The 16,039-nt window shown below is 39.3% G+C and carries 14 protein-coding genes and 1 pseudogene; 1 reads left to right on the top strand and 14 read right to left on the bottom strand.

Translation table 11 applies throughout. The features are described from left to right. Nucleotides 1–690: 690 nt before the first annotated feature. The 9 genes and pseudogenes from HWQ40_RS00945 to HWQ40_RS00905 all read right to left on the bottom strand — a co-directional run bounded on the left by HWQ40_RS00945 (nucleotide 691) and on the right by HWQ40_RS00905 (nucleotide 10,200). The gene (locus HWQ40_RS00945) at nucleotides 691–1,050 is read right to left on the bottom strand and encodes a hypothetical protein (RefSeq protein WP_366933873.1); all 360 of its coding nucleotides are present in this window, start codon (nucleotides 1,048–1,050) and stop codon (nucleotides 691–693) included. 88 nt (nucleotides 1,051–1,138) lie between these two features. Next, entirely contained in the window at nucleotides 1,139–3,451 is a 2,313-nt protein-coding gene (locus HWQ40_RS00940) for an NACHT domain-containing NTPase (RefSeq protein ID WP_292774416.1), read from the bottom strand. Nucleotides 3,452–3,909: 458 nt separating this feature from the next. Next, nucleotides 3,910–4,304 (bottom strand): annotated as a pseudogene (locus tag HWQ40_RS00935) (fasciclin domain-containing protein). Between the two features lie 703 nt (nucleotides 4,305–5,007). Beyond that, the gene (locus HWQ40_RS00930; protein ID WP_292774414.1) at nucleotides 5,008–5,610 is read right to left on the bottom strand and encodes a hypothetical protein; all 603 of its coding nucleotides are present in this window, start codon (nucleotides 5,608–5,610) and stop codon (nucleotides 5,008–5,010) included. 45 nt (nucleotides 5,611–5,655) lie between these two features. Then, nucleotides 5,656–6,681: a glucokinase gene (locus HWQ40_RS00925; protein ID WP_292774411.1), complete on the bottom strand. Its 1,026-nt coding sequence runs from the start codon at nucleotides 6,679–6,681 to the stop codon at nucleotides 5,656–5,658. 83 nt (nucleotides 6,682–6,764) lie between these two features. Beyond that, nucleotides 6,765–7,412, bottom strand: coding sequence for a histidine phosphatase family protein (locus HWQ40_RS00920; RefSeq protein ID WP_292774409.1), 648 nt, complete (start codon nucleotides 7,410–7,412; stop codon nucleotides 6,765–6,767). Between the two features lie 242 nt (nucleotides 7,413–7,654). Continuing rightward, nucleotides 7,655–8,791 carry an endonuclease NucS domain-containing protein gene (locus HWQ40_RS00915; RefSeq protein WP_292774407.1) on the bottom strand — a complete coding sequence of 379 codons (1,137 nt, stop codon included), beginning with the start codon at nucleotides 8,789–8,791 and terminating at the stop codon, nucleotides 7,655–7,657. A gap of 80 nt (nucleotides 8,792–8,871) precedes the next feature. Then, nucleotides 8,872–9,435 (bottom strand): Uma2 family endonuclease, encoded by a 564-nt coding sequence (locus HWQ40_RS00910; RefSeq protein WP_292774405.1) that lies wholly within the window; start codon nucleotides 9,433–9,435, stop codon nucleotides 8,872–8,874. A gap of 33 nt (nucleotides 9,436–9,468) precedes the next feature. After that, a complete protein-coding gene (locus tag HWQ40_RS00905) occupies nucleotides 9,469–10,200 on the bottom strand; it encodes an ABC transporter ATP-binding protein (protein WP_292774403.1) in 732 nt (243 codons plus the stop codon). A gap of 161 nt (nucleotides 10,201–10,361) precedes the next feature. Between HWQ40_RS00905 and HWQ40_RS00900 the strand changes: the two genes are divergently transcribed. Beyond that, complete coding sequence (locus tag HWQ40_RS00900) at nucleotides 10,362–11,198, top strand: Rpn family recombination-promoting nuclease/putative transposase (RefSeq protein ID WP_292774401.1); 837 nt, start codon at nucleotides 10,362–10,364, stop codon at nucleotides 11,196–11,198. A 105-nt stretch (nucleotides 11,199–11,303) separates the two neighbouring features. Here HWQ40_RS00900 and HWQ40_RS00895 read toward each other — a convergent pair whose 3' ends face one another. Genes HWQ40_RS00895 through HWQ40_RS00875 form a run of 5 tightly spaced genes read right to left on the bottom strand, consistent with a single transcriptional unit; the run spans nucleotide 11,304 to nucleotide 15,993 of the window. After that, on the bottom strand, nucleotides 11,304–12,095 hold the full coding sequence (locus HWQ40_RS00895; RefSeq protein ID WP_292774399.1) for an ABC transporter ATP-binding protein: 792 nt from the start codon (nucleotides 12,093–12,095) through the stop codon (nucleotides 11,304–11,306). Between the two features lie 54 nt (nucleotides 12,096–12,149). After that, nucleotides 12,150–13,106, bottom strand: a complete 957-nt coding sequence (locus tag HWQ40_RS00890) for a branched-chain amino acid ABC transporter permease (protein WP_292774396.1) — start codon at nucleotides 13,104–13,106, stop codon at nucleotides 12,150–12,152. 49 nt (nucleotides 13,107–13,155) lie between these two features. Beyond that, nucleotides 13,156–13,758 carry a Uma2 family endonuclease gene (locus HWQ40_RS00885; protein WP_292774393.1) on the bottom strand — a complete coding sequence of 201 codons (603 nt, stop codon included), beginning with the start codon at nucleotides 13,756–13,758 and terminating at the stop codon, nucleotides 13,156–13,158. Nucleotides 13,759–13,772: 14 nt separating this feature from the next. Next, nucleotides 13,773–14,723, bottom strand: a complete 951-nt coding sequence (locus HWQ40_RS00880; RefSeq protein WP_292774391.1) for a branched-chain amino acid ABC transporter permease — start codon at nucleotides 14,721–14,723, stop codon at nucleotides 13,773–13,775. 7 nt (nucleotides 14,724–14,730) lie between these two features. After that, complete coding sequence (locus HWQ40_RS00875) at nucleotides 14,731–15,993, bottom strand: ABC transporter substrate-binding protein (protein ID WP_292774389.1); 1,263 nt, start codon at nucleotides 15,991–15,993, stop codon at nucleotides 14,731–14,733. Nucleotides 15,994–16,039: the final 46 nt, after the last annotated feature.

Raw genomic sequence — 16,039 nt, 5'->3', positions numbered from 1 at the left:
TAAGACCTGCGATTAGGACTTGAAGTGCAAAGCGATCTAAAAAATCTGTACTCTTAAAGAGACGAGACAACAGGATAGGTCAAATAAAAAGTAGCAGAGAACCACTTAATAGTTAAAATTACTAGGTTCTGTTCTTGTACTATGAGCGGGTGTTGTTTTATTTCCTAAATGAGTTGATTAACTACAACACAAAACGTAGGAAAACTTTTCAAATAAGGGCATGGCAATACCCATTGGTGTCAAAGTAATTCGTAATTGATAATTTGTAATTCGCAATTACAATCAGTGTTAGCTCTGAACTCTCCACTGATTGAATACCACGCTCATTAAAAATTCAGTGGGGGCTTGTACTTTTTTCAATTACGAATTACGGTAGCGAGTCTGTGTACTCCTGCAAAGAAGCAAGCTAAGCGCAGCGTCTGGTAGAAAGCGTCATTGCAAATTAGTAATTATTTGGTCAACTTAGAGCTAAGGTGAATAGAATTCGCGGCGACACAAAGTATTGATGCAGAGCGGCTTACCGTAGGGTAGCACACCTGTAACCCGCACAGTTTTGGTAGAGTGCGTTAGCCCTACCCTTCTCTTCTCTACGAGACGCTACGCGAACGGGAACGCTAAAAGCGAACGGCATAACACACCCTACTTCCGACTACTTCCTACAGATACCCAACAGTTCTCAACAGCAAATCATCAAGTTGCATTTTTCTCAACTCCTAGTGCCTTATAGCTCTGTGCTAACTGCTGCCAGAGCAACTCAATCTCCTCGTAGCACTCCTGTGAAGAAAGTTCTTCTGCACTGTGTAGATTGAAGATGTAACAAACGCTTTGAGAAAATTCCTGAAGATTAGCATTGAATACAAGGTTCTGGGGTGTGAATTCACCCAGGTATCGATGGCGGTGGTTGAGGAATTTGTTTTTGTCTACCTGATTATAGTGATCCATATAAAAATCCTGATAGCGAAAATCCAGATTTTTGACATAATAAACTTGGTATTGTTTGATTTTGTGAATGAATTGATTAACTTCGACACAAAATGTAATAAAAATCATTTTTGCAATTCAAAACTCTTTGAGGAATTAACCAAAAGAATTAAGCTAATACGCTTACATTCAGAGTGCAATTTAAATGCGTAATAGCTTATTGCCATTCCCTGTCCTCAAGTTCTTTTATCGGCAACAATAAGGTGGCTTCAATTTCCTGCCTAATAGCAAGCGTCACTTCCGAATTGCTATGCAGGCAATCGAGTAGTAACTGATTGGCATCATAATAGCGTTGCAGCACTTGCTGTTGTTCAGGGCTAAACTGCCACTGATGGTTAATGTTGCGATAATTAATCACCGTGCTCTTTAACTGTTCAGCCCAGGCTGAATAGTTCGTCTGCCACCATAGCTCAAATCGTTCTTGACTTTGACGAGAATTGGGAAATTGGTCAGAGAGTTGTCGCAGGGATTTATAGAGTCCAACATCTAAAACAATGCCCAGAATGTTCGAGAGAGAATCTCCACAGGCGTGGAAATGGGCGAAATCTTGGCTGCTATCAATTGCACACTCCAGCAGCAGGTCATCTAATGCCGCATCCAGAAACATCCCCTGGTCGAGGCTGGCGGCTAGGGCAAAGTGAGGAGCTATGTGAGGAGTCCGACTTAAGGCAAGGTAAAATGCTCGAACTGTCGCATCTTTTGGTTGGGTGGGAATAGTGCGAGATTTTTGGCTCGCCCACGTCAAAAACTCTTGTAAATAAGGGTCTTCGGCAACCAGTGCATCAATCTGTTGCTTCATCAACTGTACTAGAGAGTCTGCACTTCGGAGCATGGTAGCGGTTAACAAGAAGATTTCGCGCCAGTTCGGGTCGGTGATATGACTGACCAGTCCTTCCAGAGCTTGCTCAAATGCCTGTAGGTTATGGCTGGCAACGATTTTTCTCGCTGTGAAGTATTCTTGAAAGGCCAGATAGGAGAAGGAAAAAATTCCCCGCGCCCGTTCTGCCAGTAGCCCATGTTGAGCCTCGATTGACTTCAGCGCTGCTTCGCTTTCTATTTGCAGTTCCTCTGCATCTATTGGCACGTTGCTTAGATTCTGAATATAGTCACCAATGTATTGCTCAATGATGCGTTGTTCAAAAAAGTACTGACCCTGCTCAAATGCCGCTGCTGCAATTTGACTCAATAACTTGAGCTTTTGTGGTAGTAAAAACCCTCGGTAAACGTTATCCCGTTCTATGCCTCTGGCTTCATCCCATTTGCCCAACAGAAGGTCTAAACCTTGCTTATAAAAGTCAGTCCGCTTAGTTGGAAATTTTTCTTGACCATGAAACAGCCAGCAGGCAAGATGCAGAAATAGGGGTGTGACGATAAGTTGGCGAAATTGCCAGTTTTCAGGTAAGTCCAGCTTTTGAATAAACTCAACGGACTGCGCCTGACCATGTTTTTGATTGGTCTTGCTAAACGCCACAAACCATTTTTGAGCGAAGGCTCGGATTTGTTCTGAGGTAAATGGGGCAATTTCAACATCGGTAAAACCTCGGAGTTTAAGTCTTTGAGCTGCTGTTCGACAAGTGGCCACTAACTGATTTTTGTGATACTTCTCTAAAAATCTCCGAATTTCGCTTAAGACAGCATTGCTTTGTTGGTTAAGAACTTCATCCATGCCATCAAGTAACAGTAATACTCTGCCTGCATTCAGCAAGGTTTCGATGACTGAGGGATCTGAAATTCCAGATGTGAGAAACTCTTGGTGGATGTACTTTAATAAACTGAACTCGTTGCTGACTTTAGATTCTTCAGCAAAATTTCTCAGTGTGATGAAGATTGGCACGTGCTTCGGCGCAAATGCTTCTTGGTTACACTGAATGGCGAGATGTTGCAAAAAGGTGGTTTTACCTACTCCTGGTTTGCCTAGCACCCTGAGCTTGGAGTGTGTTTCAACTGCCTGTATACCAGGTATCTGTCTCTGGTCAATCTCACCTAAGCCAAAACGGTCAAATTCTTCTCGGTCAAGGTTTTGCAGTTCAGTGATTTCTAGCCACTGTTGACTGGCAATTTCCTCCAAAATATTCACATCTATATATATGTCATTGATCGCAACGGGACGGCTGATATCCAATAACTGCAAAATACCACACTGGTCTTGAATTTTGTCGAAGCGTTGCGATCGCACTTGTTGCACTAATGTATCAATATCCACCACAGAGGGCTGGGCGTATTCTTCTAGTTCACGGAATTCTGCCGGAGGATCGGTAGCAATCTCTCGCCAATTCACTTCCAAAACTAAGCAAATCTCAATAAAGGTATGACGCTCAACCGGACGACCACTGAAAAACCGCCAAATTGGTTGTCTAGTCTTGAGGTTGACTTCTGCTGCTAGATTGTCTTGTGTCCACCCCTTGAGAGCAAATGCTCTTTTAGCCTCTTGAATTCCGGTGAGTGATGCTCGGAGCGATCGCTTGACCATAGGAGAAAAACCTTGCTCCTCAAATCATGAACCTTAACTTTTATAAATATCTGCAATTTTATAGCTTTCTCTGTGATACTAACATTTTACTCACTTAAAGTTATACAAAATCATCGAGTCTACTCTCAAGTTTTTAAACTTTTGTGAAAAAGTTAAACATCATACGTTTATCTTATACATTTCAATCGTTGATCAGACATGAATTCAAACAATGTTTCCTTTTCAAAGCATAAATTGTTAAATTAATTTAGTTGATGTTGTTTTTATTGATCAGGCAATTTTGAAAATAAATGATGTCGCAGTCTAAAGTATTAACTAAGTGAAACAAGCTTAAAAAACATTAAATATCACACCTCTTTTAAGAAGAGAGGTGTGATATTTAATGAAAGTTGAGTTACTTAAAATATATTTAGACAGTCCTGAAGTAGTGACTATAAATAGTTTCTACTCCACAGATATTATTCGCCATCTATATGTTTATTTACCGAGGAATCAACAATGATGTGGATGACACCGTTATCATCAGCAGCATCGGGTTTTGAGGCTGTGGGGTATAATCTACCTTGAAATTATGGAAAGGGTCAATTTTCAAAATTGAACCTTGAATCGGCTTTATGGGCATCACCTTGCCGGAAACTATATGATACGTCAGGATTTCCTGGAGCTTATTAATATTGTTAAGCAATGTCTCTACAGTACCTACTGGAAGCTTCGCAAAAGCTTCATTTGTGGATGCAGAGGCGATATACGAGTCAACACCTTTGAGAGTATCTATCAGATTGGCAGCTTTGATTGCATCAACTAGGGTGCTAAAAGAACCAGCGGTAACGGCAGTATCAACAGTATCAACCATTTATTTCACTTGGTTTTATTTAATTTTGCAATTATTGTTAGGATGACATCCTAGTGTTAGAAATCATGTTTGAACAAGCGCTTGAGTAGCGTATAAGTTGTATGATATCAGCTAAAAAACTTAAATATTAAATAAAATACAGCAGAATTTAGGAGTTAGGAGTCAAGTCGCTTCTCTACAAGACGCTGCGCGTAGCTTGCTTCCCCAAAGGGGTACGCTCCAATTAAAAATTAAAAATTATTAATTAAAAATTGCAATCAGTGGGGGCTTGTACCCAAAATTAATTAAAAATTATTATTCTTCAAATTAATTAAAAATTATTATTCTTCTTAATTTTTAATTAAAAATTAAAAAAAGTCAATTCCAATTCGCAATTACCAATTCGCAATTCGCAATTTATTAAATCAGTGGGGGCTTGAACCCACCACTGATTTAAGACCACTGATTCTTTGAATCAGTGGAGGCAATAGACCCATTAATTAACAATTAAACAATTAAGTGATTTCTTGTATTTAATTGCGAATTGACAATTGTTTTGGTCAATGGAAAAATCTTGTTAGCGACAATCCAAAATTGTTTATCCGGTTTGCAGTGCATTGCATAACCCGTAACAGATTATACACTATCTGCAATTATTTTCGCATAACTACTTTTTAGCCCTGCAATTGATTGCAAGGCTAATCTAGTAGAAGTTTTATTTATTTCACTTTTTCAAAACTACATTGAAAGAATTTAAATACCCAGTAATGGTTTTAGCTAGTGCCTTCTGCTGTTTTTTTGTAGCTATTGCCATTACTTGATATAATCTTCCTTCGGCAACATACATTCTACTAATAGTGATTTTCCCTCCAGAATTGATGTACTGAATTTCTTTGCCGGGATGATTATTGGAACTACGAATGTTTCGTTGACTAATTAAATTACTTTTCGTAGTCTTTAAAGCCATATCCCGTGCATTATTAAGTACAACTTGGGGGTCAGCCATTTGACCGTAACTATAAGGAAAATCATTGTAAGCAACTATGTATGCTACTTGCTGTTTTGGTGGTTGAGCAACAAATATTTCTAAGGTAATTTCCCCCATGTAAGTTTTTTGGAATTCGGTATTTCTGCTGGGGCTTCCCGGCATCAAAATACTAAAGCGCCCATCTGGAGCGGTGAATAACTTCCATTGTGGCTGCACGGGTTGAGAAACCTTTGGTTTGACAACAGCCGCCGGAGGTTTGGGTTGACGCGCTTCCACAAAAGCAGAACCACCACAGACAAGTGTGGCGGCTATTAGTGGCAACAGACTTTTAACTGTCATATTTTTTGCCCTTTGAGATGCCGATCTCACTGATGATGCTAGCTGTTATAACCTAGCAGCACGTAAAGCAGCACCAATTAGGCCGACTTGCGGGTTGAGGATAACATACACGGGGATCTCTTCAAGAAGGCGGCGCATCCTACCTTTTTGGGTGAAATTTAATAAGAAACCGCTATTTTGGATTAAGGGCAGGATTTTGGGTGCAATTCCACCAGCGATATATAAGCCACCGTAAGGTAGGAGTTTTAGGGCGAGATTGCCGGCTTCTGCACCGTAAGCCTCTATAAATAATTGCAAAGTTTGTTCCGAGAGGCGATCGCTACCTTGCAATGCAGCCGTACCAATAGCAGCACCAGCATCAACACTTTTCTCTTCCTGTCCCGCTTCTTGTTCCCAAGTTCTAACAATTTGGGCAATATCTGGTGATTCAGTGCCAAATTTGCGATCGCGCAAAAATTGGTAAATTGCCACAATTCCCATTCCAGAAACCACACGTTCCACAGAAAGGCGCTGGATATCATGTTTACCCAGCAGGTATTTCAACAGTTGAAACTCGATCTCGTTCCGAGGGGCAAAGTCAGCGTGTCCTCCTTCTGAAGAAAAAACTTGATAGTCGTTTCCCTGTCTAATTAAAAATCCTTGGCCTAAACCAGTACCAGCACCAATAATTGCAATCGGGGCTTCGGGTTGAGATTTGCCAATTTGCAACGTCAGCAAGTCTTGTTTTTGTAAACCTAAAATGCCGTAACCAATGGCGGCGAAGTCGTTAATCAAAGAAATGTGCGGGATACCCAATTCTTCTTGTAGACGTTCGGTATCTAGGAACCAGACTAAATTGGTCAGTTTGGCAGTATTTTTGACAATGGGGCCTGCGATCGCAAAACAAGCCTTTTCTGGTGTAGGTGTATTAGCTTTGACCAAAAACTTCTGCACTATGGGTACTAAATCGGGAAAATCAGCACTGTGGTAACTTTCCTGATAAATAGTATGTAAAGCTGGTGAATCCGATGTTTCAACCAATCGCAGAATAGTTTTCGTCCCGCCGATGTCTCCTGCTAGTAACAAAGTCATAGAATTTATTCGTGAATTAATTACTTTTTTGTAGGATATACCCAACGTAGCAGAAGGCATGAACGCAAATCTCTATCAGAGGTTTAAGCAAATCGAATAACTTCTTCTATGTGGGTTAAATGGGAAGTATCTCCCGTTAGTTCTAATAACCATTCTGGGTCTTGGCGTACCACTTTTACCAGAGAACATAAAGAAGCTTTGACTTCTGTTTTGGCAATTTCCCCCACTAGTCCCATTGCTCCACCCAATACAGATGCACCATGCGCCACTAGCAGTATATCCTCTGGGAAGAACTCAGTAGCTAAACATCTAGCCGTTTGTCCAGAACGTTCTCGCACTTTTTCGTGAGTTTCAGGATATTTGGCGGCGATGCGCGAAGTATAGCTATTGTCAATTCTGGGGAATAACTTTGCTAATGCTGGAGTTGGCAGTCTTTCGGGTTCTTCCGTCATCCAAACTGGATTTAGCCATTCACTCAAACCTGTTTCGAGTTTGATCGATAAGTTGAGCATTTCTGCAACTGCATTTGCTGTTTGTACGGTTCGCAGGAAAGGAGAAGCGAAAATATGACCAATATTTTCTTTTTTCAATCGTTTAGCTAACTGCTGTGCCTGCACCATACCATCATCAGACAAGGGTGGATCGTAACGTCGTTCGGCGGTGAGAAACCAATCGGGGTTTACGAAGTCGAGGCGGTTAGCGTGTCTTGCTATCCAGATTATTTGACTCATGGGTTTAATTATTCCGGTGAATAGAATTCGCCGCTAAACAAATATAGATATCTGCAAAGAGGGCTATAAATATTAATATATTATGACAAAATCGTAATAATTATTAATAATACTAATGATTAGGAAAAATTATCAGTGCTGTCAATGTAGCTTTTCTTAAAGACTTTTTAGCCAAGTCTCTAAAGCGATATCGACTATAGGAATCTGCTGAAATCTTTAAGATTGCAATAGTGATACTTTGCTTATAGCCTTTTTCGCCATTTTTCTAAAGCTACCTCAACTAATCCATTTAGAGAATCATAGCGATCAAATTTATATGTATTAAGTCTTCCACCTCCCCTAACAAGAGTAAATTCATTTGCATCAATTTCTAGTAATTGTCTTTCCTCGTATGTTAAAGGTTCCGAGTTATTAATTTTCCTAGTTATTCTATTTCGATCCTTATAATATTGACTAAAATATTTATTTGTTCGATAAGTTAAATTTTTATTTGCTACTATTTCATTCATGATTTTTACTCTATTTGAAAGTTTCTTTTTGGATAAATTTATCTTTGCGCCAATTCCACTTGGTACATATCCCTCTAACAAAGCATTGCCTTGCCAATCTGTCCAAATCCTTGCTCTACTTATACGGTCACTACTATTATTTTTTAAACCTAACCATAAAAATATAATTGGTATTCCTTTACTATCAAAGTAAAATTCAGCACAAAATTTACTTGTTTTACTATTACCATTTCCATATTTAAAACTAACAGCAGAAGATATTTCTTCCATCCGTTTATCAAAGCTTAGAACCTTTTGACGAATTTTTAATATTCCCTCTTGTTGTTCAGAAGAGCATTTAGCTAGACGGTTCATCAGCCCTCTAGAAGGTGGAAGTATATCTTCATTTTTCTCTCTGTCCTGATGAGGAATTTCTATTTTTGAAACTTTTTCATTATCTAAATCTAAATTTTTTATCTGGAAATAATAGTTAAACTCATCTGCTAAAACAGCAAACTCAAAAAAATCAATAGATAAATGATGATATTTTTTATCTATAAAATTATCTCTATGAAAATTAGGCTTAATTGCTATTAAGCTAATAGGTTGTTGATAGTCTATTTCGTCTTCTAAAGGTTTTACTTCGTGTAAAGCGTCATAATATCGAGTTAGCTGCTGAACAATATATCTATCTTCAGCATTTTTCAATTCCAACACCACTAACTGTTTATTTTCTCTCAATGCTAGAATATCACAAATTTGGCCATTAACATAATATTGTCGCTTTAGCGGAATTAATCCAAAAAGTTCTTTTAAATTAGCCCAGACAAAATCTTCTAAATCAGCTTCAGTCGCAAATTTCCAACTATTACCTGTTTTTATTAAATTCACGAAATCCATTATCTCGCTCTGACTTCAGTAAATTACTACCTTTAGTATTCCCAAAGATAGATATGAATATATACAATTGCTTATAACTTTAACCATCCAAATAGTTGCCCTACAGTTAATTGAAGATCGCTAACTAAATCGGGAACTGGTAATATTTCTTGTTCTTCTTGTAAAAGTTCTGGTTGCTGCTTTGGTGGATAAACTAAAACAGAATGCTCATCTGGATCAATCAGCCAACCGAAGCGACTACCATGTTTTAAACAATGTAGAATATTTCCGGTTACTTTAGTCTGGCTTTGATCAGGTGAAAGAATCTCAATTGTCCAGTCTGGATATGTCTTAAAGACATTTGCCACTTCTCCACGCTCGTCTAATAAAATCCGTTCCCAAGCAAACACAGCTATATCAGGGACAATTGAACGTCCGCCAAAAGTACATCGCAATTCTGGAAATGCAGGGGCAATTCTTTGAGGTTTGGTTACAGAATTGATATTACTGACTAGTTCACCTTGAAGAATACTATGTTTTCCCTGTGGCATTGGCTTTTGAATAATTTGACCGTTGATGTATTCTAAGCTAGGCTTTGTTTCTGGTAGTTTTAAAAAATCCTCTAAAGTTAGGGGTTTAGTTGATGATTTTACCATCTGCTTATACCTCCAAAATTTTCATTTAATTATTTACCCTAAATAAGCTTTTTTAACTCGCTCATCACTAATTAATTCTGATGCTGCACCTGTTAAGGTAATAGAACCAGCTTCTAGAACATAACCGCGATCGGCAATTTGTAGTGCCAGATTAGCGTTTTGTTCAACTAACAGAATAGTCACACCTGTAGCCCGGAGATTTTCAATAATAGAGAAGATTTCCCGGACGATCGCAGGTGCTAAACCTAAGCTAGGCTCATCTAAAAGTAAGAGTTGTGGTTTACTCATTACAGCACGTGCGATCGCTAACATTTGTTGTTCACCACCGCTGAGGGTTCCTGCTAGTTGATTCCGTCTTTGTGACAAGCGGGGAAATAGCTCAAATTGGCGCTGAATATCTGCTTTGATCTCAGCTTGATCGGAGCGAATATAAGCACCCAAAAGTAAATTATCAAATACTGTTTGCCGCGCTAATACTCTGCGTCCTTCAGGACAATGGGCGATACCAAGTTGTACAACTTCGTGAGTTTGGCGGCGGTTAATATTATGTCCATTATAGATAATTACACCACTTTTAGGATTAACCACTTTAGATATGGCGCGGAGTGTAGTTGTTTTTCCCGCACCATTAGCACCAATTAAAGTAACTACCTCACCTTTTTGAATAATTAAATTAATCTTTTTCAGAGCTTGGATGCCGCCATAATTAACATCAAGTTCTTGAACTTCTAAAATTGTATAGTCTGGTCTACTATCGGATTTCATCGGCGGTTTACATCCAGAAATGTTGATTCAAAACCTAACATACATCAATCATACATTTCTTAAAATAGTGCGTAGACATTGCTTCAACTTAAAAACCAACGCCAGAATACTGTAATCTTTATGGTGTACCATTAATTACTGATAAAGATATCAAGTGTCCTGTGGGAAAAGCAGCAGATATTGGTAGCAAAGGACTAATTAATTTAGCTCCCGATGCATGGGTACAGTGGGTTACACAACGTCCTGAAGTCGTGGCGAAAGAAATTCTCGGCTCTGAGTTTCATTGGATTAGCCGCGAAACAGATGTGTTGGTGAAAGCATACAGTGCCACTCACGGGGATTTTCTAGTACTAAATGAACTACAACTGCGTTACACAACACAGATGCCTCTACGGATGAGAGCCTATGCTGCCTTGGCACAAGAACGTTACCGATTGCCAACTTACCCAGTACTGATCAACATTTTACCGCCCGCATCCACCTTAACGATTGTCAGTAGTTACGAGCAGGAATTTTTGGGATTACGTGCCATTCAAGATTATCACGTGATTAATTTGTGGGAAATCGATGCTGAAATAGTGTTTCAGCAACCACTACCATCGTTGTTACCCTTTGTGCCAATCCTCCGAGGAGGGGGGGAAGTATCAGTTGTGCAACGCGCATTACAGGCGCTACGAGCAGATGCACAGTTGAATCAATTAGAATCATTGCTGGCATTTTTTGCTAGCTTTGTGTTAGACACGCCTTTAGTGCAACAAATCATGAGGTGGGATATGGCAGTATTGCGAGAATCGCCTTGGTATCAGGAAATTGAGCAAAGAGGTATTCAGCAGGGTGCGCGACGGCAGCTAATCCGGGTATTAGAACAACGCTTTGGCGAAATTCCCCATGAAGTGGAAGCAAGGCTTGAGAGCGAAAGTGTGGAACAATTAGAAAATTTAATGGATAGTGCGATCGCAGTGAATTCTTTAGACGAATTTGTGAGTATTTTGATGTAATCGAAGTTTTTCGAGTTGGCAAGCGCAATGATGATGAGGTGTACGAAAATCTCTAATGCCATTAAAATCCCGAAATTAATTTTTTTGTAACTCATTCTCAATCGCTTATTCATTTCCCAAATAAGCTTCAATTACAGCCGGGTCATTTCTGACAACTGCGGGTTCACCCAATGCAATCAATTGCCCAAAATCTAACACCGCAATGCGATCGCACAAACCCATAACTAATGGTACATGGTGTTCTATAAGAACGATCGTCAAATTGAAGTCATTGCGAAGGCTGCGAATAAATGCACTCAATTGCTGCTTTTCGTTGGGGTTCATTCCCGCCGCCGGTTCATCAAGAAGTAAAATTTGCGGTTCTAATGCTAAAGCGCGGGCAATTTCCAGCCGCCGCTGATCGCCGTAGGCAAAGTTTTTGGCTTTTTCGTCAGCGCGATCGCTTAATCCCACCAAATCCAATAAATCTAAAGCTTTTTGCTTAGTTTTCAATTCTTCAGTCGGTGCTGGTGGTAATCCCAAAACCCCTGTAATCATATTACTTTTAGTGTGCAAATGTCGGGCAATTATCACATTTTCTAACGCCGATAATTCCCCAAACAAGCGGATATTTTGGAAGGTACGAGCGATACCTAAAGCAGCAATTTGATGAGGACGCAGTTGGTAAATTTTTGCACCTTGATAAATTAATTGACCGCTAGAAGGTGGAATGAAGGCAGTAATCAAATTAAACAGTGTTGTTTTGCCAGCACCATTAGGGCCAATCAGTCCAAAAATCTCATGTTGATTTACACTAAAAGATACATTATTTACCGCCACTAAACCACCAAAGCGGCGAGTCAATGCTCTTGCTTCTAAGACAATACTGCTGTTAGTTGCTGGAATACTATGTGACATTTTTGCATATTATTATGAATATAAAACTTACGCAATAACTCTCTAAAACTTTTATTACTTCGCGCCCTTTGCGTCCTTTGCGGTTCGTTTTTCCATAATTTTGCGTCTTTGAAAAATATCTGGAGTAATTAGCCCTTGGGGAAAAAAGATTGTACCTATTACTATTAGGAAGCCAAAAATAATTAATCTACCATCTCGCAAAAACTGTGCTAACCAATTAGGTAAACCACCAGTATCAGCAAGGCTTCGCAGAATCTCTGGTAAAGCTGTAAATACCATACCTCCAATTACCGGGCCTAAAAAAGTTCTCGAACCACCAATTAAAACAAAAGTTAAATATATAATACTGGCATCAAAAGTACCTTGACGAGCATTCCAGGTATTGAGGAAGTGAGCGCTAATTGCACCTACAACCCCTGCAAGCATAGCTCCTAATGTAAACGCCAAAACTTTGTAATAAGTCGGATCAATTCCCATTGCACCCGCAGCTAATTCATCTTCGCGGATAGCGATAAAAGCCCTGCCGACGCGGATGCGTTCTAAACGATAAAGTAGCACCATACTAATTAATAGTAAAGGCAGAACAATCCATAAATATTCAAGTTGTGTTTGGAAAGGTTGAGGAATACCAAAAATTCCAACAGCACCGCCTGTAATATCCAAATTGAGGGAGATGACGCGCAGAACTTCCACAAAAGCGATAGTTGCGATCGCTAAATAAATTCCTCGCAACCGTAATGCTGGAATTCCGACTATTATACCCAATAAACCAGAAATTACACCCGCAATTAACATCTCCAATAACAACAATGGAATGGGGAATAAACTACTGCTAGATGTCAAAACTTTTGTGGATAAAATTGCTGCAATATATCCACCTAAAGCATAAAATCCTGGACTAGCTAAAGACAATTGTCCTGTCATTAGGGGTAAGTAAAGTGATAACCCTAATAACGCCCCCAATACCATAGAGACAATCAAAGAACCGTAAGTAGCGAAAAAATCAGTCATTTTAATACATTTTGATTAAACTTAATCAGACTATTGGTTTTATCAACTCTTAAGCTGTTAAGATTTCCTCTGCTGTCAGCGTCAGTTCACGAAAAGTTCGTGACACAATTCGTTCTGAACCTCTAAAATGTGTGCATTGGTATTTACCCTCATCATTTAATAGAAAAACAAATACAGCCGGAACTTTTGGATTTCCCAAATACTCTCTTAGCCCAATTGCCAAATAATCTACAATCCAATATTCTGTAATACCTAAACGTTGATATTCATCTAATTTATCAATGTAATCATCTTCCCAATTAGTTGATGTCACCTCTACAGCTAATTGGATGGGTTCTTCAAGTGCAGCATAAGCAGAACGATTTGAGCGCCATTTATCTTTATCTATGACACTTACATCAGGCTTGCGCCCTTGCTCTATGCCATTAGCAGTTATAGTTTTAAAGACTGCTGTGTTTTTTACTACGTAATTAAGATTTAGACGTTTAATTTCATCTTTGAAAGAGTCAGCCGTAAAGTCAGCGACATCATCATGATTTCTGGTTGCACGCACTTCTACAATTTCTCCATCCACAAGTTCATATAAACCTTCTTCTGGACACTGTTCTAAAAATTGCTCAAAAGTTAATTTTTGTTGAGTGTATGTTTTCATAGCGCTACGTCTCTCTAAACTTTCTGAATAAACCGCCGTCCTAGCAAACCTTGGGGTCTAACTAATAGCATGATAAACAAAATTGCAAAGGCTACTGCGTCTTTATATCCAGAATAATCAGCAGGGACAAACGCCTCGACTAATCCAATTAACAAACCTCCTACCACTGCACCGGGAATACTACCTAAACCACCTAAAACAATTACTGCTAAACCCCGCAAACCAAAAGCAATGCCGAAATATGGCCCTGCAATACTAACACTAGAGGCAACTAAAGTTCCTGCTAATCCTGCTAAAAAACTGCTGATGAAGAATGTTAGGATGATAAAGCGATCGCTATTAATTCCTAATAAACTAGCTGTAGTTGGATCTTCTGCGATCGCTTGCATTGCCTTACCATATTTAGTTCGATTGATAAAATAGGTAAGAATTGCCACAATCACCACTGATACAGTAAAAATTACCACCTGAACACTGCGAATCGGAATTGGGTTTTCTGGACTCCCAAAGTTAATTGCAGGTGGCAAATTCCCATAAGTATTTGCGGGGTATGTGTAACTTTCCGCGCCTATTAAATACTGGATTAAATTCACAATTACCACTGCTACTCCCAAGCTAGAAACAACAGTTAGCAAAGGATCAGATCCTTGACGGCGCAAAGGTTGAAAAGCAACACGTTCCATCACTACCCCTACCAATCCCGCCAAGGTGCTTCCTAAAATTAAGGATATAGCAAATGGTAATTTTATCGGCAAGGCTGCATTAGCCAGCAAGCCATTAAATCCAAAGTTCCCACCCATAAGTGCATAAGTGAAATATGCACCCAAGGTAAAAATCGCGCCATGAGCTAAATTAATAATGCCCAAAATAGAATAAACCAAGGTATATCCCAAGGCAAAAATTGCATAGACGCTGCCAATGGATAAGCCATTTAATAATTGCTGCAAAAAGATATTGATATTCATGTAGCAACTATTTTAGAAATGTGAATTTACCTTGACTCCCGTCTTTTTCCATTTTGATTTGGGCAACATAGAAATCTTTTTGCACAACTTCACCTGTGGGAGTAAAACCAATTTCACCCAATGGTGTATTGTATGCTCCTTCAAGTATTTGTTTGTTTAACTGTGTCCGTAATTCTGGTAGCTGTAGTTTGTTGATTTTGCTCTTTTTATCTAAAGATTGGAGTGCTTCGACATAAACCTGCACTGCTGCAAAAGCTTGGGCGCTAAATTGGGGTGGTTCTTTTTTATATTCTTCAATATAGGCTTTACGAAACGCCGCGTTAATTTCACCTGGATGTTCTGGACTGTAGGCTTGAGCAATCAATACCCCATCACAAAGTGCTTTACAAACTGGCAATAAATTCGATGTATTTAGACCATTTCCACCGACAATTAAGCCTTTATAACCCAGTTCTCGCAATTGCCTAACTAAATTACCACCATCAGCAGCCAAGCCAGAAATAATTACCAAATCTGGTTTGAGATTAATTGCATTGGTAGCTTGGCTTTGAAAATCTGTATCACTAGTTTGGAATTTTTGGACTGTTACCAATTCCAGCCCTTGATCCTTAACTGTTTGCTGAAAAATTTCCGTTTCTGACTTGCTAAATGCATCATTTTGGGCGTAGAAAACTGCAACTTTTTTCAGTTGGGGGTTTTGCTTAAGTGCAGCTTTCACCGAATTAGGCGCAACAATGGAAACTGGTGCAGAAACACGAGCAACGTAATCACCAATTTCGGGAATATTTTTAGCAGTATTTGATGGGCCAATAATTGGTACTTTTGCCCGTTCGCCAATGGGATCGGCACTAAAGGCTTGTTGTGACAAAGTTGGCCCAATAATTCCAATAACTTTATCTTTATTAATTAGAGTTTGAAAAGCGTTAATTGCTCCTGCTTCATCACCGCTAGTATCTTGAAAAACTAATTTAATTGGTGTGCCATTAACACCACCTTTACTATTGAAATACTTCTGGGCAAGTTTAGCTCCAGCAACTTGCTCTTGACCGAGTAATGCCACATTGCTAGTTTGGGCAACACCAATACCGATGGGAATAGCACCTGATAATGTACCTGTTGTCACTGGGGTATTGGTTGCAGTGTTATTTGGGGTACTATTGGGAGTATTAGTTGGAGAATTTGTCACTGTGCTAGTGCCACCACCACAACCTGTTAGTAGCAAAGCGCAAGTTGATAATAATGCTGTTGTCCGAGCGATCGCGTTGTTCATCGTTGGATAATCATCTAGTTATGAGATATTCGGCAAGAGTTAATAG

The organism is Nostoc sp. NMS9, from assembly GCF_017114995.1.
GTDB lineage: Bacteria > Cyanobacteriota > Cyanobacteriia > Cyanobacteriales > Nostocaceae > Nostoc.
Note: the sequence above shows the minus strand (reverse complement) of the source record. Positions and strands in the feature narration are given on the sequence as shown.